This is a genomic window from Pseudomonas sp. FW305-7 (assembly GCF_058786735.1).
Window position 1 is genome coordinate 14,208 of record NZ_JBYSZA010000008.1, and the last position, 22,249, is coordinate 36,456.

The following is a 22,249-nucleotide window of genomic DNA, read 5'->3' on the forward strand; positions in this document are numbered from 1 at the left end:
ACACTGCGGGCTTTTTTTCGTCTGTTGAATGGGGGCCGGGGTGACTCTCTATTGGATTTTCGTGAGATTTATGTGGCTGGGCGATCACCGCTGAACGTATCCGGATGATGATCCGATAAGGTCTCGCTTTCGCCGGCGAGACGCGGGCGCTTGCCTGGGCCTGACTCGTCTGCCTGCGATTCCTCGGCCAGTCGTCGATTATTCGTCGGCGTATGCTCGGCGGCGCTTGTGGCGTCCGCTACTTTGCGGCGCCAGCGATTTGTTCCGGGAATCTGTTCAACCCGTTCGCCGGAAGGTTTCAGTTCGCTGGCAAAAGTCTGCTGATACTCACCCTCGGCGTTTTTGCCGACCATGACGGTGCCTTCAGCCGTATCGACATAGGTTTTGCGGTGCTTGTCATAGCGGATACCCTGCGCTGACGCCGCCGGGTCTGATAGCCGCGCGGCGAGATGAGGCGCGAGAGCGCTGGGTGTTTTCGCGGATGCGCGCGTGGTGATGGCCGCAGGAGAAAGGCTTGCTGGCGAGTCCGCCGAAAGCCAGGCCGGCAGTTCAAAGCGCCACGATGACTGACCGCTGATCTTATGCAAAAAAGGTCCGGGCAAGTCCGGTGTGAAGTCGAAAGGCACTTGATAGCGGCCATCCTGTTGGCGTTCAACCAGAAAATGGCCCTCGTTTTCGATATAGGCATACGTCTTGCCATCCGGACTGATGAACAGATCGCTGTCGGTCGTCAGTGCCCGCAACAGATGCACTTGATCCGCCGGCCAGGTAATCGATCGCCGAGCGTTATCCGGCGTTGGCCACGACGTTGCGGGCCTATTGCTGACGGAAACCGCCGAGACCGGGTTGTTTTCGTCTGTACTTTCGCGAACGCGTGCAAGGGGCTGATCTGCTGCGGGAAAGACGGAGTCAGTGCTGCCGGCAATTCTGTGAGTGCCGTCAAGCGTCTCAGTCACAGGCCGCGCAGGGGGCGTGGACGAGTCGGGTGAAACGGTGCCAGGGAGTTTTTTCGGTGTTTTGGCCATTCTTTTTCGCTCGATATTCGTGATGGGTCCGGGTTACGCACTGCACGTCGCAGTGCGCCTGAAACAGGTGTGCCTGCCGCTGAACGTCAGCCCTCTCTCACAATGAAGAGCAACGTCTGTTGTGCAGAGACTGGCTGCGTACCGCCGACCAGATAGACGACCTTGCCGGGCTCGAGCATCTGCCGCCATTTCGAGGTCTCGAGCCTTTTCCTGAACCCTTCGCCGTTCAGTTCCGAAGCCGGATCCACCGCTCGATAAAGGGTGCCGTCGGCCGCACTGGGGCGAAATCTGAGGACGAATACGGCATCCAGGTTTTCCCGCTTGAAGATCAATGCGTCCTCGCTGAACATGCGGCTGGTGCGATCGACCGTATAACCGCTGTGTTCGAGGAGGTCGCTGAACATCGCGCGCAAACTGGCGCCCGGCGTGTCCAGCGCGTCGCGCCATTGCTGGTGAAACCGGCTGGTATCGAAATCGAGTCGCTGGAAGGCTTCGCCGGACGGCAGCGGGAGCACAAGGTTGTGCCCCAGCAGATCGACGCTGGGCTGTGCCGGCAGGATGGGCAGCAGCAACAATGGGTCGGCCAGTTCAGGCCTCGGTGCGGTCGAGGTGGTTCTGTTTTCCCAGTGATACAGCGTGTCGAAGAGAATGCGCAGGCCATCACCGTTGATGACTTCGGAATGATTCGCCTGATTGAACACGGTTCTGGCGATAGCATTCGACGACTGCTGCGACAAATCCAGAAAGGTTTTACCGACATACCCGGTCAGCGATCCCTCAAACGGGCGTTGCTCCACGATTGCCCAGGCATCATTGGTCTTAACCGCCCATTTTGGTTGCAGAGACAGGTCGGTCTGCAACATTTGCTCGAAGGCGTCGTATCGGCCAGGGGTGAAGAGCGGGTTTTCCAGATAGACGAGCAGCGTATCGGCCTGCATCCGCTGCGGCACGATCACATAGTGCAGGCCGTCTATTTCGATAGAGTCATTCCACTCCGGTTTGCTGGTTTTGCCCCAGCTTCTCCAGGCTCCGGTCGAGGGCTGTGCATCAGGTGTAAGGCCGGACGATGGACGTGCCAGCGTGGGTTGTTGAGGGGCGGACAGGCGCGCACGTTTGCTGGGCCCCGGCAACTGCTCGTCGTCCGGTCGGGTTCGCCAGCGTTTGCTTCCTGGAATCTGCTCGACCCGCGCGCCGAGCGAGTTGCGCTCATGGGCGGAGGCTTGCTGATAGCCGCCCTCCGGATGTTTGCGCACCATAAAGGTTGTGCCGTCTTCCATGTCGACATAGGTGGCTTTGCGTTTGTCATAGCGCATGCCGTCCCAGGTGGTTTGCGCATTGGTCAGCCAGGCCGCCTGATCGGCGGGCAAAGGGCGTGGCGGCGAAGGATTTGCCGCTGTCTCGACACTCACCGCCGCGGGCACGGGCCGAGCGGATGGCGCGGGGCGCCAGTAGGCTTGGCCCTCGACTTGCGTGAGCAGCGGACCCGCTTCGCCGAGGCCCTCTGGCCAGTGCATGCGGTAGCGGCCATCGGCTTGACGGTCGACGCGAAAGTAGCCTTCGTCGGCGATATGGGCATAGGTATCGCCGTCCGGGCTTTCGTACAACCCGCGGGGATTGCTGATTGCGCGCAACAAGTGAGCGTTTTTGGCCGGCCAGGTGATTGCGCGCATATTGGCTTCCAGCAACGCGGCGACAGTCTCCGGCAGATTGCTGATGGTAACCCCTGGCGGCTGCTGGTTTGCGTTTGGCGAAGGATTCCCGGCGTCAGAGTGAGGGGCGCGAATGATCGAACCTATCGGGTCGGAACCGCCGGTATGCGGAAGATGCCCGGCAGGCTCATGAGTAACGATTCGGGTAACCTCCACAGACGTGTCGGGTGCAGAGGTGATAGGGATTTTTTTCGGTGGTTTGGCCATACAGGTTTTCTCTTCAATTGGACTGCTGCAGCGCAGTGGGCGAGTGAGGCAGTGGACGCTCGGTCTACGGTCATCCCTCTCTCACCATGAACAGCGTCGGTTTGCCCGGGGCGATCTCTTGCGTGCCGCCCACCAGGTATACGATCTGGTTCTGCGCCAGATGGGTGGTCAATGTCTGTCGGGACACGTGGCTGAGTTTTGCCAGGAAGGCCGGGCTGGACATTTCTGCGCCGGGCACGCTGTAACGGGCAATCGTGCTGCCAGTGACGCGTGGCAGTTTCAGGACGAATATCGCGGCGACGCCTTCGCGGTGAAACAGCAAGGCGCCTTCGCTCATCGCCCGCGGGGTCGTATTGATGACGTAACCGTTCTGCCGCAGGACTGTGCTGAATAACGTGCGCAGGCTGGCACCCGTCGGGGCCGCTGCGTAGGTGCCCCATTCGAGAGGGAACTGTTGCGGGTCAAAGTCGATTCGCTGCAAAAAACGGGGAGAGGGCGCGGGCAAAGAAAGTACGCCTCCCGGCACCATGGTGAACGGCTGAACAGGCAGGGGCGGCAGCATCAGCAGCGGATCCATGAGCCCGCGCATAGGCGCTTCGTTGTTGATGCGATCCATCCAGTGGCGAAAGGTCAGGGTCATCACCGAAAGGCCATGCCCGGTCACCGTGCCCAAGGGGTGACTCTGGTCGAACACGGCGCGCGCCAGGTTGCTCTGCGAGTGATCGGAGAGGTATTTGAACGAATTGGCGACGTACTGCTTGAGAGGCATTTCAAACGGGAAATGGTTCTCCAGCACCCTCCATTGGCCATCGCGGTGTAGCGCCCATTTCGGCTGGCGCGAGGGCTCAAGGCGAAGCATCTGTTCAAACGCGTCGTAGCGCCCGGGCGCAAAGCCTGGGTGTTGCAAATAGACCAGGCCCGTAACGGGGTGGATGCCTTGATCCACGATTGGGTAATGCGCACCCTCTATTTCGATGGAGGCGCCCGATTCCGGAGGGGTGTTTTTGCCCCAGTTGCGCCATTGCCCGGCCGACAGATCCAGTGCATCCGGTTGCCGGGACAGAAGACTTTCCACGAGCATCCCGGCTTCTTCTGCCGCGCTGGTTTGCTCGTCCAGACGTGGTCGTTTGCTGGGACCTGGCGTAGGTTCATTCGCCTCGACGAGCGCCGGATCAGCGTCCACAGGCGAACGGTTCGGCGCTACCTGGCGCCAGCGTTTCGACCCCGGAATCTGTTCGACCCGTTCGCCGGTCGGGCTCAATTCGCCGGGATGGGTTTGCTGATAACTGCCATCCGGGTGTTTGCGTACCATCACCGTGCCGTGCTCCAGATCGACATAGGTTTTTTTGTGCTTGTCGTAACGGATCCCCTCCGCCGAGCTGTCGGCACTGGTCAGCAGAGCTGCCAGTGCCGGATCGATGAACGTGGCGGGACGCAGATCCGTTCCGATGGCTGAGTCGATGGCAGGTGTCGCCTGGCTGGCGTCCGGAAGGCGTGGGTCGCCCTCTGCAGACGCCCGCCGTGCAGGCACGTGAGGTTCGGGTTCAGGCATCTGGCTGATGATGACGCTCGAGTGCCGGCCGGGTACGTCGGCCCCGCTTCCTGTCGAGGTCCCGGGTGTCGGCTCGGTGCCGGTCAGCGCCGGCACCGAGTGCCCGGTATCGCCGTGGCTGCCACCCGGTGGCTCGGTCACGGGGCGGGTGGGGTTCGCAGTGTTATCGGGCTGAGGTGAAAGCGGAATTTTCTTGGGCGATTTCGCCATTGCGATGCTCCTGTGAAGTACGGGTTCTTCAAAGGGCTAATGCTGGGGAATCGGGGGAGGTGGCGTGCGGTATATATGTCTTGCACTGACGGCAAATGATGCAAGTCGTTACGAAGTGAACGCCTTGATGCGCCAAGGCAGAGGTTGCCCTCGCCGACAGAGCGGCGAGGGCAACTGTGGCTGTCAGCGCTCTCTGAGGATAAAGACCGCCTCCGGGTTCGATTCGACTTTCATCACCCCGCCAATCAGCCAGACAACCTTGCCTTTTACCGCTGCGGTGCTCAGGGCGGTATAGGCCTCGCTGCCGATTCGGGCAGATAAACCCGGATCAGCCAGCTCGTTGCCAGGCGTATGGGACAGGCCGATATGCTCGACCGTGCCCAGTTTCAGAAAAAACACCTCGTCATGATTGCTCCGCCTGAAGACCAGCGTCGGCTTGCGATGGTCGTGGGTCAGGGGAAAAACGTCATAGCTGCTGCGAATCAGCAAGGCGCCGACCAGACGCCTGAGGTTCAGATCGGTCGGCTCCTTCTTGTAGTTCTTCCATTCGAATGGAAAATGCTGCGGGTCAAACATCAGTCGCTGCAAATCGCCTTCGACCTGCGGGTGCAACGGAATGACTTTTTTTCCCGAGACCTCGATGGAGTTCGCCACCGGCAGCATGTTCAGCGGGTCGGCAAACGCCGGTGTTGTGGGGAAGGGCTTCTGGTTCCATTGACTCAAGACATTCTGAATGTTGCTCAGTCCGGTGCCGGTGACGGTGGGTGAATCATCCGACAGTTCGAACAGTCGGCGGGCGACGGCTCTTGCCGTGAAATCGGAGAAGTCGATAAAGGTCTCGGCGACGGACTGGGTCAACGGCTTCTCGAAAAGGCGCTTGCCGGGGCGAACTTCTCCCGGCTCGGTGCCGATGCGGAAAGTGGCGACCGGCTGGAGTTCCGGGGCCGTTTGCAGCATTCGCTCAAAGCCAGCGAAGTGTGTGGGCGCAAATTCCGGGTGCTGCAAGTAGTACACCTTGGGCAGGCGATGGGGTGCGGACCCGACAGGTACGATTGAATAGTGCAGCCAGCCGAGCTGGATGGATTCGCCAGTGGTGGGCTGATGCAGATGGCCCCATGGCAACCAGAAGTAAGGCGTTTGCTCAGCCATGATGGCGCTGTTTGCGGCTGTCGGAGTCTCAGGTTCTTGCGGGTCGTCAAACCGTGCACGCTTGCTCGGGCCAGGCGTCGGTTCGTCAACGGTGCGAGTGGGTTCGGCAGTGTCCAGGGCCTTGCGTCGCCAGAGTTTCGTTCCGGCAACGGCTTCAAGTTCGGGGCCGGAAGGAGAGAGTTCGCTGGCGGACGTCTCGCGGTAGGCGCCATCGCTGTTCTTGCGCACCATTACCGTGCCGTCTGCCGTGTCGACATAGGTTTTCTTGTGCTTGTCGTAGCGGACTCCGTCGGATGACAGGTCGGCCTTGGTCAATGCCGCTGCCAAATGAGGGGCTAAGTAGGTCGGCGGTTTTGGCGTTATGGAAACCGCTGCTGTCGGCGACGATTGCCAGCCCGGCCGCTCGATGCGCCAGCGTGGCTGACCTTCAACTTTGGTCAAAATCGGGCCGGGCACTCCGGGTGCAAAGGACAGGGGCACGTGGTAAACACCGCGTTCATTGAGCTCAACCAGAAAGCGGCCTTCGTTGCCTATTTCCGCATAGGTGCGCAGGTCTGGTCCTCTGAACAGTCCGGTCTCTGCTCCCAGAGCGACCAATTCGTTGTAGCGACTTTGTGGCCAGGCAATTTCACTGCGGGCGAATCCATAGGTATCAATGCTGTGACCGGGCAGATTGCTCACGATAACGTTAGGCTGTTCAACCACCGGGATCTGTGACTGACGCGCTGAATGGCCTGGTGTCGGGTCACCGTCAGGCAGATGCAGATCCGGGAATCGGTGACCGGAGGGAAGATCAACGCCAGTTCGGGTGGTGGGCGTCGACGCGTCGCCTGCGGAAGATTTCGGAATTTTTTTGGGCGATTTGGCCATGAACGGATACTCCATTTGAGGAACGTTTCATCACATTTTTGACGCGCACTTGAGTGCAGCCCCGACAGGGTCGGGGCTGGGAAAGTTGAAAAGCTGTTGGTTTGTCAGAGTGCGCTGGATTTACACAGTTGTAAGTCGAGCGGGTTAAGAGACAGGCACCGAATCAAAGGCGATTATTGATTCTTGAAGCGGTGTCAGTTGTGGTTTGGGTAGCTGATGATTACACCGGCCGGAAATATCGAGATGTGATCTGTTAATGATGTTGGTTATATAGGGCTTGGTGGCCCAACGTCGTTTTGGAAAGCTGTAGCTCAGTTCAAAGGTCGGGTAATTTTTGAGGGTGGCATTTCTCACCGGCAGTTCCAGTTCCGCCACTTGAGAATAAACTCCCGAGAGCGCCACGGAAGGTCCTGGTGGTTCAACGAAGTATCGAGCGTCGACGCCTGTGATGGTAATCAGGTCGAATGACAGGTCGACCGTTTTAATGATCCCGTTTTCGACAATGACATGCACGGTGTCGATGATGTCTTCACTGCCGTATTCCGGAAGATGGATTGTGCAAGTGCCGATATGGAGTTTGTTGTTTTCAAGTTTGATCTCGACATTGCCCAACGCTGTGGCATCCAGTTCCCAGGTGGACGAATGCGGCAATCTGACACTCGCACTGGCCAAACCACCTGGTGTCGCGATTTTGAGGTTCATGTTGGCAGCGAGGTGAAGAATGTAGGTCCCGCCTTGACCTTCCAGACATTCCAACGCGGTTTGTTCGGAAAGGGGGGAGAAATTGATGCAGGCACCCCGGGAACTTAATGTGTAAGCCTCGTTTTCGGGCAGATCGAGAGGCGGCCAGCTCGCACGGTAGTTTGACGGGAAAGGTTGCAGGGTTTTCCATCGCGCATAGCCGTCCGTAGAGTAGTCATCCTTAGTGGGCGGTATGATTTTTGTGATTCGGGGACTGGTCATCAAGCCATCATTGAATACGAGCACGTACTTCTGCTGGACGCCCTCGGCAAGTACTTCGAGGAAGCGTTCCATCTTGTCGGTGCCGTACAATGCAACGTCAAAACTCGAAAACGTAGAGAACGTCAGCTTTTTTTCGCCGAAGTGATAGGTCAGATTGGTCAAGCCATGAAGGCAGTTGGTCTTGACCCCCATTCCGCAAGCGAGCTCTACGTTGGTAATTTCGTTGCTGGCGTAGTCCAGATAGATTTTTATACTTTCCTCTGTGCGTTTGATTGATTCAAAGAAAACAGGGTGTTCATTGCGCGGGATGTAATAAGTCGCATAGTTTTTGTGTTTGATTTTGCAAACGCCGGAATAGACGAAGATCGGTTGTAAAGGAGTGCCATGCTTTAAGATAGTCGCTTCCAGAGTCACATATCCAAGTCTGTGTACCGACTCAGGAAAGTCAGGCACGAGGTAGAATTGGTCCTTGGTAAAAAAAGTTATTTTTTTGTTTTTTATACGAAGTTCGCCGTCTTTTTGTTCGTAGACGTTCGCAATGACTAACTTGGTTTTCTCATAGCTGTCAGCGTTTAGCATCAATATCAGTGAGCCGTCCTCCATCACGATAAAGTGGTCGATCAACTCCATTCTGAAATTCAGCACAATCACACTGTCCTCTTCTCCGTCTTCGAAGATAGAAAGTGTGCCCGGTACTTTGTCAATAAAATATTCATCCACACCGGCTGCACCCCAGGCTGACGCACCCGCTTGCAGCAAATGAATCTGATCGTTGCCAGCCCCCGCCCGGATGATGTCGTTGCCTCGCGCCTTGATGACATTGCGCTCATCGGTCCCGGTCACTGTGCTGGATGTACCGGCGACGGTTTCGACATTCTCGATGCTCTCGAGGGTACTGTGCGCACTACGCTTCAACTCTTTTCCGGTGGCTCGATCCAAAACGAGTGCCTCGATCGTGCCGGCGGCTAAATCAATGTTGTAGCGGGCCACAGGTTTGTACCAATGACGGTTTTTCTGTTCAACCTTGCCCAGGATCAGCGAATCGTTGCCCGCACCACCACGTAATGTCCAGCGATCAGCCAGTTCATCTTCCGGATCGCTGACAACTGCACCCTGGAATACGAAGTGGTCGTCCTTCTCGCCGCCGGTCAGTTGTTTTTTCCCCGCATTGAAATAGAAAGCGTTCGGTTTTTTTTCTACCCCTTGTATGGCGTCATCACCGCCGCCCATGAACCACACGACACCTTTGTTTTCTCCCGCAGTGCCTATTTCTGCGCCGGGGGTCTTGTCCGTTACGCCTTCGCGGGCGTCAATGGTGTCGTTTCCGTCTTTTATCTTTGGTGAAGAAACGCTGTCCCAGTGCCATTCCTTGGTCCACCAATTCTGCTTCTGGATGGGTGTTGTCTCCAGTTCCACATCGAAGCTGCCATTTACAATGGCCTCGGTGGTGTCCTTCAATTGCCCCTCCAGCAATTTTTTCGCCGTTTCCTTCAATTGCTTGCCGTGATCGATTTTGGCTTTGGCGAGCAGAAACCGATTCTGAACGTCGGTCGCTGGTCCTTGCAGGCAGAACGCGAGAAATCCGGTCTCCCAACGCTCGGCAATGGAGAGTTCGATGTAATCATCGATGTCATCCACCGCACGTACCGCGCCATACACCTGAGACCCGATTGCTAGCATGACCCCCGCTATGAGACCCACCGGGCCAGCGGAGGAGAAACCGGCCATTGCTGCGGCGCCAAGGATCACGGTCATGGCGGCACTGGTGATGCTCAGAGCACCACTGACGTAGTGATCCAGGGCTTGCTTGCCAGTGGTGTTTTCAGCTGCGGTGAAGGATCTGATCGCCGTGAAGATATCGAACGGCAACGTCAGCGCTCCCCCGATCAGACCTCCGGAGCGGCTCAGCCTGACGGCGAATCGGGTCTTGGCGAAATCCTTGAAAGCATGTTGCCCGGCCTTGATCATGCGCGAGGCCTCATGCGTAACGGTCACGTCAACAGCAATGGAGCCGACTTCGCTTACTATCCCCGTGCCATTGATAACCGCTTCATGGACGTTATCGGCTTTGATAGCCTCGTATACGCCCCGTATGCCCATGAATATCCCGAAGCTCTGAATCCCTACACTGGAGCCGAGTGCGGAATAGCTTTTTACCTTCTGAACCCAGACCGGGGTGTTTTTTGGCAAGGAGGCGTGACGCAAATCCAGCTTGTGCGCTGCATTCAACAGCTTCTCGAGTTTTCCGCGCAGGCTGGCCGCATCTTCCGTGGCTTGAAGATTCTCCCTGATCATGCGCGGAGACGTTAATGGTCGCCGACTGGCGATGTCGAACAGCAGATTTGGCAGCAGATAACTGTCTCTGCCACTGGCCGCTTTCATATGGGTTTCGATGTCGGTCAAACTGAATTGCAAAGAATTGACGAAAGAGCGCTTGGGTACTCGAAAGAAGGTGTTGTCACCGTTCAGGGGCTGGCCGTCGATTCTTGCACCCAGCGCATCGAGAGCTACCCGAGTCACCGAAACCTGGCCAATTTCAAGTGGCCCGAAAAGCTTGTCGTTGAGATTCAGTTGGCTGGTGTAGGTTTTACTTGATGTATCGGTAGCGTTATTTCTCGCTGTTTTCAGATCGAGAGTGGACTCCGTGCGCGCATTGGCAGGCTGAGGGCCAATATCGTTAATGACAACGGAGTCGTGCTGTATTTCAGGCTCTTGTATAAGAGTGGCCATTTGAACATCCTTGTTCGGCGAAATATATATTGAGTGGCGTAGCTATACTACTGTTGATTTTTGACTGGTGTATATCGCCGGGTTGTTGCGATGTATTGCATTTGTAAGAATTAATCGGTAAATGGAAGTAACAATAAGGTGTGAAATAAGTTTCAGGCTTCTCTTGCCGTGACAAGGCCAAGCTGCGAGTTTTGCCTTTGTTTCTTGGTCTCGATCGGGTAAGAGACCGTATTGCGAAGCGGAGGAGTGGATGTTGTTGCTTGTATTCGTGGCTTGGGCAACATATCACTGCACGAAGTTTTGCTGCGCTGGTGACTTATAATATGGTTTTTCGAAAAGTGTTCCTGATAGTCGCCAAGCGCCACTGTTCGCCAAAGTGTACGTAATGAAAAAATAGCCATACTGGCTGCAATTGTTTTGCAATCAGAATGGCTATTTAACAACATCATCAGTAAGTTAGCCGTAACTTGTCAGTGACTGCTAATCAAAGAAGCGGCTCCCGCTCCCCCGAACAATCCGGCACTGATGCGATTGAACCAGCTCTGGCCTTTACCGCTGCGCAGATACCGCGCTGCACCATGGGCGCCGAGGCCGTAGGCGAGTTTGCACAGCAGGTCCAGCACGGTCCAGGTCGCGATCATCACCAATAGTTGTGGCAGGAAGGGTTGTTCGGCGCTGAGGAATTGCGGCAGGAATGCAGCGAAGAACAGGATGTCCTTCGGATTGCTCGCGCCAAGCACAAAAGCACGGCCAAACAGCGCGCGGAAACGCGGTACCGGCGCTGCTTGCGGCACTTCAGCGCCTGTGGAAGGCTGACGCGATTGCTGCCAGCTCTGCCAGGCGAGGTAGAACAGATAGAGCGCACCGACAATTTTCAGCGCGCTGAAGAGTTTTTCCGAGGCGAGGAGCAGGGCGCCCAGACCCAGCGCGGAGGCGCTGAGCAAACAGATCGAGGCAAAGACACCGCCGAGAAACGCCGGGTATGAACGACGCAGACCGTAATTCAGACTGTTGCTGATCATCAGCAATGACAGTGGCCCCGGAATGAGGATCACCACCAGTGCAGCGCCGCTGAACAGCAGCCAGGTTTCCAGACTCATCACTTTGCTCCTTCTTTTTGTGGGTATTACGAGTGCGCAAAAGCCCCACCCGCGAGGGTGAGGCTGATTTGAAGCGGAACCGCGTAGCGCTTACAGGAAGATGAACTTGGCGATGAAGATCGCGCAGAGCACCCACAAGCTCACGGAAATCTCTTTGTACTTACCGGTGCCGGCTTTCAGCGCCACGTAAGTAATGAAGCCCAGCGCGATGCCGTCGGCGACCGAGAAGGTCAGCGGCATCATGATTGCGGTGACGATGGCCGGAATGGCGTCGGTGGCTTCATCCCATTCGATATGGGCCATGCCGCCCATCATCAGCATCGCAACGTAGATCAATGCACCGGCGGTGGCGTAAGCCGGAATCATGCCGGCCAGCGGTGCGAAAAACATTGCTGCTATAAATAGCACACCTACGGTGACTGCGGTAAGACCAGTCCGACCACCAGCGGCCACGCCGGCAGCACTTTCCACATAGCTGGTTACTGGCGGAACGCCCACCACCGCGCCGAATACGCTGGATGCGCTGTCGGCTTTCATCGCGCGGGACAGGTTTTCGATACGGCCGTCAGCGTTGACCAGATTGGCGCGCTGGGCCACGCCCATCAGGGTCCCGGCGGTGTCGAACATGTGCACAAAGAGGAAGGCCAGCACCACGCTGATCATGCTGACGTTGAATACACCGGCCACGTTCATGGCCATGAAGGTCGGCGCCAGACTAGGCGGGGTCGACATGATCCCTTCGTAATGCACGATGCCCAGGCCCCAACCGGCGAGGGTCACGGTGATGATGCTGATGAGAATCGCGCCGAACACTTTGTGGTAGCTGAGGATTGCGATCATCAGGAAGCAGATCGCGGCGAGCAGTGGGCCGGGTTCGCGTAGAGAGCCGAGTTTGATCAGCGTGGCCGGGCTGTCGACGACAATGCCGGCGGTTTTCAGGCCGATCAGTCCGAGGAACAGGCCGACACCGGCACCCATCGCGAAGCGCAGACTGACCGGAATACTGTTGAGCAACCATTCGCGAATCCGCGAGAAGGTCAGGACCATGAACAACACACCGGAAACGAACACCGCACCGAGCGCGGTTTCCCAGTTATAGCCCATGGTGCCGACCACGGTGTAAGTAAAGAACGCGTTGAGGCCCATGCCCGGTGCCAGACCCACCGGCCAGTTGGCGTACAGGCCCATCAACAGGCAGCCCAGCGCGGCAGCGATACAGGTGGCGACGAAGGCCGCACCGTGGTCAATCCCGGCATCGGCCATGATGTTCGGGTTGACGAAGATGATGTAGGCCATGGTGATGAAGGTTGTCAGACCGGCAATCAGCTCGGTCTTCACCGTGGTGCCATGCAAGCTGAGTTTGAAGATGCGCTCCAGCAGGCCATTGCGTAACGGCGGCGAGAGGTCCAGCGTCGATGCTTCGGATTTGCGGCTTTCCACAGCGAGTACTCCTCAAGAGTTTTATTGTTATTTCCAGGGCCGGACCCATGAGGGGTGGCAGCGGCCCTTTGAGGCATACGCGAATTTGTTGACCATGCGGTCAGGAACTCGCACGCTGTGGATTATGCTTTTGTGTACAAATAAAGCAAATATTGTTTTTGGTTTTGTTTACGAAAGGTCCGTCGATAGGGATATATCGCCTTCGAGGGCCTCATCGCTGGCAAGCCAGCTCCCACAAATTTGAGTCGTTCTGCACATCTGATTGCACCGCCAACCATTGTGGGAACTGGCTTGCCAGCGATGAGGCCAGATCAATCAGTCGAGTGCTGTCTGACTGGTCCCCAGCGCCAGATTCACCGCCAGCCAACCATTCACCGCCGCCTCCCCAGCCTCGGCAAATACCCGCTCCAGCAACTTCACCTGCTCACGCCGCAACGCCTGTTCAAACTTCGCTCCTTCGGCCGTTAATTCCAGCAGGCGCTTACGCTTGTCAGCCTGCGATGCCACGCTGTCGACCAGATGCATTTCCTGCAACTGGCGCAGCGGCATGTTCAGCGCTTGCTTGCTCACCCCGAGCAAAGCCAGCAACTCCTTGACGCTCAAATTCGGATAACGGGCGATGAAAAACACGATCCGCTGATGCACTCGGGACAAGCCGCGGCGCTCAAGCATTTCATCAGCCTTGGCGGTGAAGGCCTGGTAGCCGAAGAAAAACGCTTCCATGGCCTGTTGCTGACTACTGGGATTTTTAAGGTCAAGCATGTTGACGTACTCGCTCAAGCTGTCGTAATTTCAGTCAATCAGTTTGACTTGTTTTTTATTCGCCTCGCTACCGGTGACCGCCATGGCTTTTTCCGAACGTGTCTCGCGCCTTAAAAGTTCTTTGATCCGTGAAATCCTCGCCGCGGCCCAGCGTCCGGAGGTGATGTCATTCGCTGGCGGTCTGCCCGCTGAGGTCATGCTGCCGAAAGTCGAATGGGCCGACATGCCGCTGTCCCTCGGTCAGTACGGCATGAGTGAGGGCGAACCGGCATTGCGCGAGGCGCTGGCAGCGCAGGCGAGGGCGCTTGGGCTGGACTGTCAGGCGAGTCAGGTGCTGGTGGTCAGCGGTTCGCAGCAGACCCTCGATCTGGCGGCCAAGTTGTACATCGACCAAGGCACGGAAATCCTCCTCGAAGCGCCGACCTATCTCGCCGCGCTGCAGATTTTCCAGCTGTTCGGTGCTGATTGCCTGACCGTGCCGCAAGAGTCCGATGGCCCGAACCTGGCGCAATTGCGCAGTCGTCTGGAGCAGCATCGCCCGGCGTTCATCTACCTGATTCCGACCTTCCAGAACCCGTCAGCTGTGCGTTACAGCGAGGCCAAACGCGCAGCAGTAGCGGCGTTGCTCGATGAGTTCGGCGTCACTTTGATCGAAGACGAGCCCTACCGCGAACTGACTTTCGACGGCGGCAGCGCCAAACCGATTGCCGGGCGCCTGAAAAAATCCAGCTGGATCTACACCGGTACGGTCTCGAAAACCTTGCTGCCCGGTTTGCGTGTCGGTTACCTGATTGCCAGCCCTGACCTGTTTCCGCACCTGCTAAAGCTCAAGCAATCAGCGGATCTGCACACCAATCGCATCGGTCAGTGGCAGGCCTTGCAGTGGATTGGCAGTGAGAAATATCAGCAGCATTTGAGTCAATTGCGCGGTTTCTACCGTGAGCGGCGCGACGGGTTTCAGGCGGCATTGGAAACGCATTTTGCCGATCTGGCCGATTGGAATGTGCCGCAGGGTGGGCTGTTTTTCTGGCTGACGTTGAAGCAGCCGCTGGATACGCGGACATTGCTCAACGAAGCGTTGGCCAATGATGTGGCGTTTATGCCGGGCGAGCCGTTTTTTCCCGATCCGGATAAAAATCTCGGGCATCTGCGTTTGAATTTCAGCCATATCGACCCAGAGCGACTGGATGAGGGGCTCAAACGACTGGCGGCGGTGGTGCGCCAGGCGCAGGCAGCCGAGGCGGCCTGAAAAAAATAAACCGGCTCAACGGCCGGTTTATTTTTGTCTGGGATTTGCAGAGCCTGTGCGGGCTCCATCGCTGGCAAGCCAGCTCCCACAGGTTTTGTGAACGCCACAGATCACAGTGGGAGCTGGCTTGCCAGCGATGGGGGCATCAGTAACACAACATCAACATCAGACCGCCGCGAACCGCTTATCCAGATACTCAATGATCACCTTGGACTCATACATCCAGGTCGTCTGCCCATTCTCTTCAATACGCAGGCAAGGCACCTTGATCCGGCCGCCCTGTTCCAGCAGGGTCTGACGATCCTGCTCATTGTTCTTCGCATCCTTCAGCGCCACTGGCACATTCAAACGACGCAGAGTCCGGCGGGTTTTCACGCAGAACGGGCAGGCGTGGAACTGATAAAGGGTCAGATCCTTTGCCGCAGCGTCTACTTGAGCCTGAGCAGCGGCGGGGCGTTTTTTCTTACCGGGACGGGTGATGAAGTCGACGAAAATGATCAGTTGGCCAAGGCCGACACGAAGCGCTTTTACGAACACGTTGAAAGCCTCACGGTACACATTGAGAAAGGCGCGCAGCTTACCCGATTTTTCGCAGACGAAAAAAAACCGGCGATCAACGCCGGTTTTTTTCTGTAGCAAGTTACTTGATGAGGCTGAGGAACTCGCTGCGAGTCGCTGCGTTTTCACGGAACTCACCGAGCATCACCGAGGTGATCATCGACGAATTCTGTTTCTCGACACCGCGCATCATCATGCACATGTGCTTGGCCTCGATCACTACGGCAACGCCCAGCGCGCCGGTAACCTGCTGAACCGCGTCGGCGATCTGGCGGCTGAGGTTTTCTTGAATCTGCAGGCGACGGGCGTACATGTCGACAATGCGCGCGACCTTCGACAGGCCCAGCACTTTGCCGCTCGGGATATACGCAACGTGGGCCTTGCCGATGAACGGCAGCAGGTGGTGTTCGCACAACGAGTACAGCTCGATGTCCTTGACCAGCACCATTTCGCTGTTGTCGGAGCTGAACAGGGCACCGTTGGTGACCTCTTCGAGCGTCTGTTCATAACCGCGGCAGAGGTACTGCATGGCTTTGGCGGCACGCTTTGGCGTGTCGAGCAGGCCCTCGCGGGAGACGTCCTCGCCCAGTTGGCCGAGAATCGCGGTGTAATTCTGTTCCAGGGACATGAAACTACCTGTGGGGATTTTCGCAAAGGGCAAGGGTACGGTGGCGGACACGACCCTGCAAGTTCGGTGTAACGGGATTATTCGTCGCGACCTTCCATCATGGTGCGTTTAAGCATCACGTAAACCGCCCCCGCACCACCATGTTTCGCCTGGCACGAGCAGAAACCGAGTACCTGCGCGTGCTGGCGCAACCAGGTGTTGACGTGGCTTTTGATCATCGGCCGCTTGCCGTCCAGCCGCACAGCCTTGCCGTGGGTGACGCGTACGCAGCGAATTTCGAACTTGGTCGCTTCAGCGAGAAAAGCCCAAAGCGTTTCCCGGGCCTTTTCGACACTCATGCCGTGCAAATCGAGGCTGCCTTCGAACGGGATCTGCCCGATCTTGAGCTTGCGCATCTGACTTTCCTGCACCCCGTCGCGGGCCCACATCAACTCGTCTTCCGGGCCGACGTCGATCACAAACTGATCGGACAGGCCGTCAACGGTGGTGGCATCGGTGCGCACGGTGGCGGATTGACGCAGCTTGGCGATCTGTGCGCGGTCAGCCTTGGGTTTGCCGGTGTCGGCGCGGTCGTGCTTGATCGGCTTGACGCCTTGGATCGCACTTTTGAACAGGGAAAAATCGTCGTCTTGCATGTCAGCCTCCGCGAAGGGCGGCCAGTTTAACCAAGTCGAAACGAAACGGCCCGGCAAAAAGCCAGGCCGGTGATTCAGTCGTGTTTTTTCATCAGATGCGGGGACATGTTCAGTTCCCGCGATTGCCGTGCGCGACGGCGGCAGCGACGCCACAGGGCGACACCGAAATACAGAAACAGCAAACCGACTGCCAGGATGATTGCCGAGCCCATTGGCGTGGCATTCAAGTCGCCGAGTGCCGGCGGGTGCCCGAGCAGGCTGGCGGCTCCGGCCAGTGCCAGCAGCACGCCGAACGTCGCCAGAATGGCCGCGATCGCCGCGCCGAAACGAAAACGCCAGTTGCTTTGGCCTTTGGGCCGCAAGCGGCGTGCGTCAAATCCATCGGATAACTTCATTCCGACCTTCCTCAATGGGTATCGGCCCTTCGACCGGGAGTTGACCGGGTTGTTCCTGAGGCTATGGCATTTGCGGCAAATGAGAGGATTTTGCGGATGAGCGGCGCTGTGAGCCGCTCATCAGAGCGTGATGTGAGCGGATCAGATCAGGTCTTGAGTCAGTGCGAGGGTGGCGAAGTTGTCGGCCATGATCGCCATTTCGGCTTCCTGCACGAGTTCGGCGCTGAGCACGCGGCCCTTGAACGGCAGGTCGCGGGTGGCACAGGCGTCTTCAACCAGAGTGCAACGGAAACCGAGGTTCTTCGCTGCGCGTACGGTGGTGCTGACGCTGGAGTGGCTCATGAAACCGCAGACGATCAGGTCCAGCGAGCCAAGGTTCTGCAGACGATCGAGCAGCTCGGTGCCATGAAAAGCGCTCGGCAGCAATTTGCCGATGATGGTTTCATCGCCCTGCGGTTCGAGGCCGGGGATGAACTCGCCGCGTTCACCCTGCGGGTCGAACAGGCCACCGACGGTGCCGAGGTGACGCACATGCACGATCGGCCGACCGGCTGCACGGGCGGCGGCAACCACTTGTTTGATGTTCGCGACAGCCGCGTCCATACCGCTCAGGGCCAGTGGGCCGCTGAGATATTCTTTCTGGGCATCGATGATGACCACGGTGGCATGGCTCAACGTGGCCGCTGCGTAACCGCGACCGCTGAGTTGAAACATCGTTTTTGGAACGGACATTCTGGGGCTCCTTGGGGTGGGGCTTTTGCGACATTGTCCTCTGGCTGAGCGCTTCTGTGAATCGCTACCATCGTAGGCACCGTCGTTACTGGCCTGCAGCCTTGTCAAGTTACACGTTCTGTTCAATAGCTGTCGCATAAAACAGAAAACTCCTACCGTCGCGCCGGTATTTTTCCTTCGTCGTCGTGGCGCGTTTTGGCTGGTAGAATCGCCAGTCGTTTTTTCTGGAGTTTTGCCCCGTGATCACTTCCCGACTTCGTACCCTGCGCGACCACATCCGTTGGGCCGTCAGCCGCTTCCATGGGGAGGATCTGTTTTTCGGCCATGGCACCGACAATGCCTGGGACGAAGCCCGGCAGTTGGTGCTCGGTGCCTTGCACCTGCCGTGGGAAATCGCCGACAGCTATCTCGACTGCGCGCTGGAAGACGACGAACTGGTCAACCTGCAACGCCTGCTCAAGCGCCGCATCGAAGAGCGCATTCCAACCGCTTACCTGTTGGGCGAAGCGTGGTTCTGCGGCATGTCGTTCATCGTCGACGAGCGCGTGTTGATTCCGCGTTCGCCGATTGGCGAGCTGATCGAAAACCGCTTTGCGCCGTGGATTGGCAACGAGCCTGCGCGAATTCTTGATCTGTGCACCGGCTCAGGCTGTATCGGTATCGCCTGCGCCTACGAGTTTCAGAACGCCGAAGTGGTGCTGGCCGATCTGTCATTCGAAGCTCTGGAAGTGGCCAATCAGAACATCGAGCGCCACGGTGTCGATGAGCGCGTGTACACCGTGCAGGGCGATGGCTTTGATGGTCTGCCGGGTCAGCGTTTCGATCTGATCGTGTCGAACCCGCCCTACGTCGATGCGGAAGATTTCGCCGACATGCCGGACGAATATCAACACGAACCGGAGCTTGGTCTGGCCTGCGGAGACGATGGTCTGAACCTGGTGCGGCGGATGCTCGCTGAAGCGGCGGATCACCTGACCGAGAAGGGTTTGTTAATTGTTGAGGTGGGCAACAGCCAGGTGCACGTTGACGCGTTGTACCCTGAGGTCGACTTCGCCTGGCTCGAATTCGAGCGTGGCGGGCATGGCGTGTTCATGCTGACGGCGGAACAGTGCCGCAATCATCAAGCGCTGTTCGCTTCCCGCGTCTGACCGATACTGATCGTTCCCACGCGGAGCGTGGGAACGATCAACAAAACCTGTGGGAGCGTGGCTTGCCCGCGATGGGGACGCCTAGGTCTCAATGTGTTACCGGTGCGTAGCAATCCAGATCAACAAACCAGCCTGAAACACCGCAAACGCCACCAGACAAGTAATGGTAAAGCGCAGCCCAGCGTCTTCACGCTTGAACTTGCTGACTTTCTCATCCTGCTTCTTCAGCTTCACTTCCTGTTCAGCCAGATTCTGTTCAGCCTGCTGGAGCATCTGCGCCGCTTCAAGAATCTCGACGATCTGCAGCTTCTCGCTGTTCCAGTCACCGAGCAGATCACCGACCTGCACGTCCTTGATGCTGCCCTTCAAATGCTGGGCATCGGCGTACACCACATCAAACCCATGCACGCGCAAAAAATGATCGCGGCGCAGACGGGTGTCTTCGTTCAGCGCGTCCTTGTTGTTCAAGTCCATGCCGTCGACGGTATAGGTCGGCCAGCGCTTCTTCGCCCAGTTGATACCTTGCGCGGCGACGAAACGGCCGATGCCACGGTTCAACGGTTCGATCTGCAAGCCGCTGTCCGGGCCGAAATGCACACGTTTGGTGGTGTGATCGGCCCACACATCGAGATGGTTCTGTTCTTTGCGCACCCGCTGGCTCGGCAATTTGATCGCCATGCGCATCAGGCTGTGTTCTTTGCTGTGGCGCTCGGCGTAACCGAATTCGACAAAACGCAGCGGTCGTCCACCGGTGTGGCGGTCGGTCTGCAGCGGGGCCAGGCGGAGCATTTTATGGTGCTCGACGTGGACATCCGCCCACGGCAGCTCGACCGCTGGCGGTGCGTCTTTTTCAGCGGTGGTGTCGGGTGAAGTCTGGGTATCAGTCATAACGGCGAGATCCTGTCCAAGCCCTGCTTGTCGCCAGCCGATACGCTGGCGACAAAGGCTTATCGGCCGCTTCTTTCAGGACTAGAGGGTAAACAGCGTTTAACGGGTGCGAAGTCCGTCAATAAACTCGATGATTTTCGAACCCAGCTCTGCAGCCAACGGCAAATTCGGGTCCTTGTAGGAGGCCAATTGCCGCTTCATGTCGTTGTGCACGATGCGCATCACATGGTTCATGCCTTCGATCACCACCAGTTCGGCGTCCGGTTTGGCAGCCTTGAGCAGTCTCGCGTCTTCGGTGCCGACCTGAATGTCGTTACTGCCTTGAACGATCAGCGCCGGCATCTTCAGTTGTGCGAAAGCCTTTGCCGGGTCCTGACGGAATAGTGAAATCAGATACGGCTGGACGCTCGGGCGGAAAATCACTTGCAGCGGTTGCGGGACATTGTCATCGGTATGACCGGCCTTGAGGCTATCGAGCAATTCATTACTGCGCAGCATCAACGGTGGCGGCAGGCTGCGCGCCAGTTGCTCGCGAATTACCTGATCGACCGGCCGGGCGCTGCCCGACAGGGAAATCACTGCTGCCGCATCGACTTTCGGCGCGGCAAGGCTGGCGATCAGTGCGCCTTCACTGTGGCCAAGCAGAATCAGTTTGCCGAAACGCGGATCAGCCTTGAGCTTTTGCCCCCACGCTACGGCATCTGCTGCATAGGCTTCTAACGACAAATTGCGCTCATCCGGTGTCGCCGCCAGGCTGGCGGCCACGCCGCGCTTGTCGTAACGCACGCTGGCGATGTTGTGTTTGGCCAGCACCCACGCCAGCCGTTTCAGGCTGTCATTGCGCCCGCCGTCGGGGTTGTTTCCGTCACGATCCGTAGGACCGGAGCCAGAAATAATCAGGACAACCGGCACCGGGTTGTCGGATTTTGGCAGCAACAGCGAACCGAAAAGTTCGCCCGTGCCGGTATCCAGAGATACCGGCCGCTGTAGGACTGTCGCCTGGGCAAAGCCAGTAAAGAGGGTAAGACTCAAGATCAAAACTCGCAGCATCATCACGCCATCATTCGCCAAGGTGCCGGTTGGACTCGCCAGCACCACTAAGGTTCGAGGATGAACTACTCGGTTAGCCTGCGTATACTGGCGCGCATCACGAATTTGGGTTTGATTTCACGGAGCGTCCTGCATGTCCGGCAATACCTACGGCAAGTTGTTCACTGTCACCACCGCTGGCGAGAGCCATGGTCCGGCGTTGGTCGCCATTGTCGACGGCTGCCCGCCGGGCCTGGAGATTTCTCTCGAAGACCTGCAGCGCGACCTTGATCGCCGCAAGCCGGGCACCAGCCGCCACACCACCCAGCGCCAGGAAGCCGACGAAGTCGAAATCCTCTCCGGCGTGTTCGAGGGGCGCACCACCGGTTGCTCGATCGGGCTGTTGATCCGCAACACCGACCAGAAGTCCAAGGACTACTCGGCAATCAAGGATCTGTTCCGCCCGGCCCACGCCGACTACACCTATCACCACAAATATGGCGAGCGTGACTACCGTGGCGGCGGCCGTAGCTCGGCGCGCGAAACTGCGATGCGTGTGGCGGCCGGTGCGATTGCCAAGAAATATCTGGCGAGCCAAGGCATCGTCATTCGCGGCTACATGAGCCAGCTCGGCCCGATCGAAATCCCGTTCAAGACCTGGGATTCGGTCGATGAAAACGCTTTCTTCAGCCCTGATCCGGACAAGGTCCCGGAGCTGGAAGCCTACATGGATCAGTTGCGTCGTGATCAGGATTCGGTCGGAGCGAAGATCACCGTGGTCGCCGAAGGCGTGATGCCAGGCCTTGGCGAGCCGATTTTCGACCGTCTCGATGCCGAACTGGCCCATGCGCTGATGAGCATCAATGCGGTCAAAGGCGTGGAAATCGGCGCCGGTTTCGCCTGCGTTGCCCAGCGCGGCACCGAGCATCGCGATGAGCTGACCCCGCAAGGTTTCCTCAGCAACAACGCCGGCGGCATCCTCGGTGGCATCTCGTCCGGCCAGCCGATCGTTGCCCATCTGGCGTTGAAGCCAACGTCGAGCATCACCACCCCGGGCCGCTCGATTGATGTTGAAGGCAACCCGGTCGACGTGATCACCAAGGGTCGTCACGACCCATGCGTCGGTATCCGCGCCACGCCGATTGCCGAAGCGATGATGGCCATCGTGCTGCTGGATCATCTGCTGCGTCACCGTGGCCAGAACGCCGATGTGCGCGTGAGCACGCCGGTGCTGGGTCAGCTTTGATGGCGGGCCTCAAAGCCGTCACGG

At 57.8% G+C, this 22,249-nt stretch carries 18 protein-coding genes; 3 read left to right on the forward strand and 15 right to left on the reverse strand.

The features are described 5' to 3' along the window. Positions 1 to 68 precede the first annotated feature (68 nt). The 8 genes from AC3WMT_RS12275 to AC3WMT_RS12310 all read right to left on the reverse strand — a co-directional run bounded on the left by AC3WMT_RS12275 (position 69) and on the right by AC3WMT_RS12310 (position 13,717). A complete protein-coding gene (locus tag AC3WMT_RS12275) occupies positions 69 to 1,025 on the reverse strand; it encodes a hypothetical protein (protein WP_146041234.1) in 957 nt (318 codons plus the stop codon). Between the two features lie 86 nt (positions 1,026 to 1,111). Continuing rightward, complete coding sequence (locus tag AC3WMT_RS12280) at positions 1,112 to 2,941, reverse strand: hypothetical protein (RefSeq protein WP_146041235.1); 1,830 nt, start codon at positions 2,939 to 2,941, stop codon at positions 1,112 to 1,114. A gap of 70 nt (positions 2,942 to 3,011) precedes the next feature. Continuing rightward, positions 3,012 to 4,703, reverse strand: a complete 1,692-nt coding sequence (locus AC3WMT_RS12285) for a hypothetical protein (RefSeq protein WP_103303790.1) — start codon at positions 4,701 to 4,703, stop codon at positions 3,012 to 3,014. Positions 4,704 to 4,886: 183 nt separating this feature from the next. After that, the gene (locus AC3WMT_RS12290; protein WP_103303791.1) at positions 4,887 to 6,722 is read right to left on the reverse strand and encodes a hypothetical protein; all 1,836 of its coding nucleotides are present in this window, start codon (positions 6,720 to 6,722) and stop codon (positions 4,887 to 4,889) included. Positions 6,723 to 6,866: 144 nt separating this feature from the next. After that, positions 6,867 to 10,415, reverse strand: a complete 3,549-nt coding sequence (locus tag AC3WMT_RS12295) for a hypothetical protein (protein ID WP_103303792.1) — start codon at positions 10,413 to 10,415, stop codon at positions 6,867 to 6,869. Between the two features lie 470 nt (positions 10,416 to 10,885). After that, positions 10,886 to 11,515, reverse strand: a complete 630-nt coding sequence (locus AC3WMT_RS12300; RefSeq protein ID WP_103303793.1) for a LysE family translocator — start codon at positions 11,513 to 11,515, stop codon at positions 10,886 to 10,888. A 90-nt stretch (positions 11,516 to 11,605) separates the two neighbouring features. Then, a complete protein-coding gene (locus AC3WMT_RS12305) occupies positions 11,606 to 12,955 on the reverse strand; it encodes an NCS2 family permease (RefSeq protein WP_103303794.1) in 1,350 nt (449 codons plus the stop codon). A gap of 315 nt (positions 12,956 to 13,270) precedes the next feature. Continuing rightward, a complete protein-coding gene (locus AC3WMT_RS12310; RefSeq protein WP_103303795.1) occupies positions 13,271 to 13,717 on the reverse strand; it encodes a MarR family winged helix-turn-helix transcriptional regulator in 447 nt (148 codons plus the stop codon). An 82-nt stretch (positions 13,718 to 13,799) separates the two neighbouring features. Here AC3WMT_RS12310 and AC3WMT_RS12315 point away from each other — a divergent pair, with 82 nt between their 5' ends. Next, a complete protein-coding gene (locus AC3WMT_RS12315) occupies positions 13,800 to 14,966 on the forward strand; it encodes an aminotransferase-like domain-containing protein (RefSeq protein WP_103303796.1) in 1,167 nt (388 codons plus the stop codon). 165 nt (positions 14,967 to 15,131) lie between these two features. Here the strand turns inward: AC3WMT_RS12315 and AC3WMT_RS12320 are convergent, their stop codons facing one another. The 5 genes from AC3WMT_RS12320 to AC3WMT_RS12340 form a co-directional block, all read right to left on the reverse strand. Next, positions 15,132 to 15,503 (reverse strand): glutaredoxin family protein, encoded by a 372-nt coding sequence (locus tag AC3WMT_RS12320; RefSeq protein ID WP_103303928.1) that lies wholly within the window; start codon positions 15,501 to 15,503, stop codon positions 15,132 to 15,134. Between the two features lie 103 nt (positions 15,504 to 15,606). Continuing rightward, positions 15,607 to 16,152: a GTP cyclohydrolase I FolE gene (folE, locus tag AC3WMT_RS12325; RefSeq protein ID WP_003204506.1), complete on the reverse strand. Its 546-nt coding sequence runs from the start codon at positions 16,150 to 16,152 to the stop codon at positions 15,607 to 15,609. A 77-nt stretch (positions 16,153 to 16,229) separates the two neighbouring features. Next, positions 16,230 to 16,787, reverse strand: coding sequence for a Smr/MutS family protein (locus AC3WMT_RS12330; RefSeq protein ID WP_103303797.1), 558 nt, complete (start codon positions 16,785 to 16,787; stop codon positions 16,230 to 16,232). A 74-nt stretch (positions 16,788 to 16,861) separates the two neighbouring features. After that, positions 16,862 to 17,182: a hypothetical protein gene (locus tag AC3WMT_RS12335; protein WP_096822944.1), complete on the reverse strand. Its 321-nt coding sequence runs from the start codon at positions 17,180 to 17,182 to the stop codon at positions 16,862 to 16,864. 141 nt (positions 17,183 to 17,323) lie between these two features. Then, complete coding sequence (locus tag AC3WMT_RS12340) at positions 17,324 to 17,914, reverse strand: cysteine hydrolase family protein (protein WP_053118675.1); 591 nt, start codon at positions 17,912 to 17,914, stop codon at positions 17,324 to 17,326. Positions 17,915 to 18,153: 239 nt separating this feature from the next. Here AC3WMT_RS12340 and prmB point away from each other — a divergent pair, with 239 nt between their 5' ends. Continuing rightward, positions 18,154 to 19,062 (forward strand): 50S ribosomal protein L3 N(5)-glutamine methyltransferase, encoded by a 909-nt coding sequence (gene prmB / locus AC3WMT_RS12345; RefSeq protein WP_103303798.1) that lies wholly within the window; start codon positions 18,154 to 18,156, stop codon positions 19,060 to 19,062. Between the two features lie 96 nt (positions 19,063 to 19,158). Here prmB and AC3WMT_RS12350 read toward each other — a convergent pair whose 3' ends face one another. Next, positions 19,159 to 19,950: a hypothetical protein gene (locus tag AC3WMT_RS12350; RefSeq protein WP_103303799.1), complete on the reverse strand. Its 792-nt coding sequence runs from the start codon at positions 19,948 to 19,950 to the stop codon at positions 19,159 to 19,161. 99 nt (positions 19,951 to 20,049) lie between these two features. After that, positions 20,050 to 21,003 carry an alpha/beta hydrolase gene (locus AC3WMT_RS12355; protein ID WP_103303929.1) on the reverse strand — a complete coding sequence of 318 codons (954 nt, stop codon included), beginning with the start codon at positions 21,001 to 21,003 and terminating at the stop codon, positions 20,050 to 20,052. 130 nt (positions 21,004 to 21,133) lie between these two features. Between AC3WMT_RS12355 and aroC the strand changes: the two genes are divergently transcribed. After that, positions 21,134 to 22,225: a chorismate synthase gene (gene aroC, locus AC3WMT_RS12360; RefSeq protein WP_103303800.1), complete on the forward strand. Its 1,092-nt coding sequence runs from the start codon at positions 21,134 to 21,136 to the stop codon at positions 22,223 to 22,225. Positions 22,226 to 22,249: the final 24 nt, after the last annotated feature.

Coding starts and splice junctions, on each gene's coding strand:
- AC3WMT_RS12285 (WP_103303790.1), bottom strand. CDS start 4,703: ATGGCGAAATCGCCCAAGAAAATTCCGCTTTCACCTCAGCCCGATAAC.
- AC3WMT_RS12300 (WP_103303793.1), bottom strand. CDS start 11,515: ATGAGTCTGGAAACCTGGCTGCTGTTCAGCGGCGCTGCACTGGTGGTG.
- AC3WMT_RS12350 (WP_103303799.1), bottom strand. CDS start 19,950: ATGACTGATACCCAGACTTCACCCGACACCACCGCTGAAAAAGACGCA.
- AC3WMT_RS12275 (WP_146041234.1), bottom strand. CDS start 1,025: ATGGCCAAAACACCGAAAAAACTCCCTGGCACCGTTTCACCCGACTCG.
- aroC (WP_103303800.1), top strand. CDS start 21,134: ATGTCCGGCAATACCTACGGCAAGTTGTTCACTGTCACCACCGCTGGC.
- folE (WP_003204506.1), bottom strand. CDS start 16,152: ATGTCCCTGGAACAGAATTACACCGCGATTCTCGGCCAACTGGGCGAG.
- AC3WMT_RS12295 (WP_103303792.1), bottom strand. CDS start 10,415: ATGGCCACTCTTATACAAGAGCCTGAAATACAGCACGACTCCGTTGTC.
- AC3WMT_RS12315 (WP_103303796.1), top strand. CDS start 13,800: ATGGCTTTTTCCGAACGTGTCTCGCGCCTTAAAAGTTCTTTGATCCGT.
- AC3WMT_RS12290 (WP_103303791.1), bottom strand. CDS start 6,722: ATGGCCAAATCGCCCAAAAAAATTCCGAAATCTTCCGCAGGCGACGCG.
- AC3WMT_RS12355 (WP_103303929.1), bottom strand. CDS start 21,003: ATGATGCTGCGAGTTTTGATCTTGAGTCTTACCCTCTTTACTGGCTTT.
- AC3WMT_RS12335 (WP_096822944.1), bottom strand. CDS start 17,182: ATGAAGTTATCCGATGGATTTGACGCACGCCGCTTGCGGCCCAAAGGC.
- AC3WMT_RS12340 (WP_053118675.1), bottom strand. CDS start 17,914: ATGTCCGTTCCAAAAACGATGTTTCAACTCAGCGGTCGCGGTTACGCA.
- AC3WMT_RS12310 (WP_103303795.1), bottom strand. CDS start 13,717: ATGCTTGACCTTAAAAATCCCAGTAGTCAGCAACAGGCCATGGAAGCG.
- AC3WMT_RS12280 (WP_146041235.1), bottom strand. CDS start 2,941: ATGGCCAAACCACCGAAAAAAATCCCTATCACCTCTGCACCCGACACG.
- AC3WMT_RS12330 (WP_103303797.1), bottom strand. CDS start 16,787: ATGCAAGACGACGATTTTTCCCTGTTCAAAAGTGCGATCCAAGGCGTC.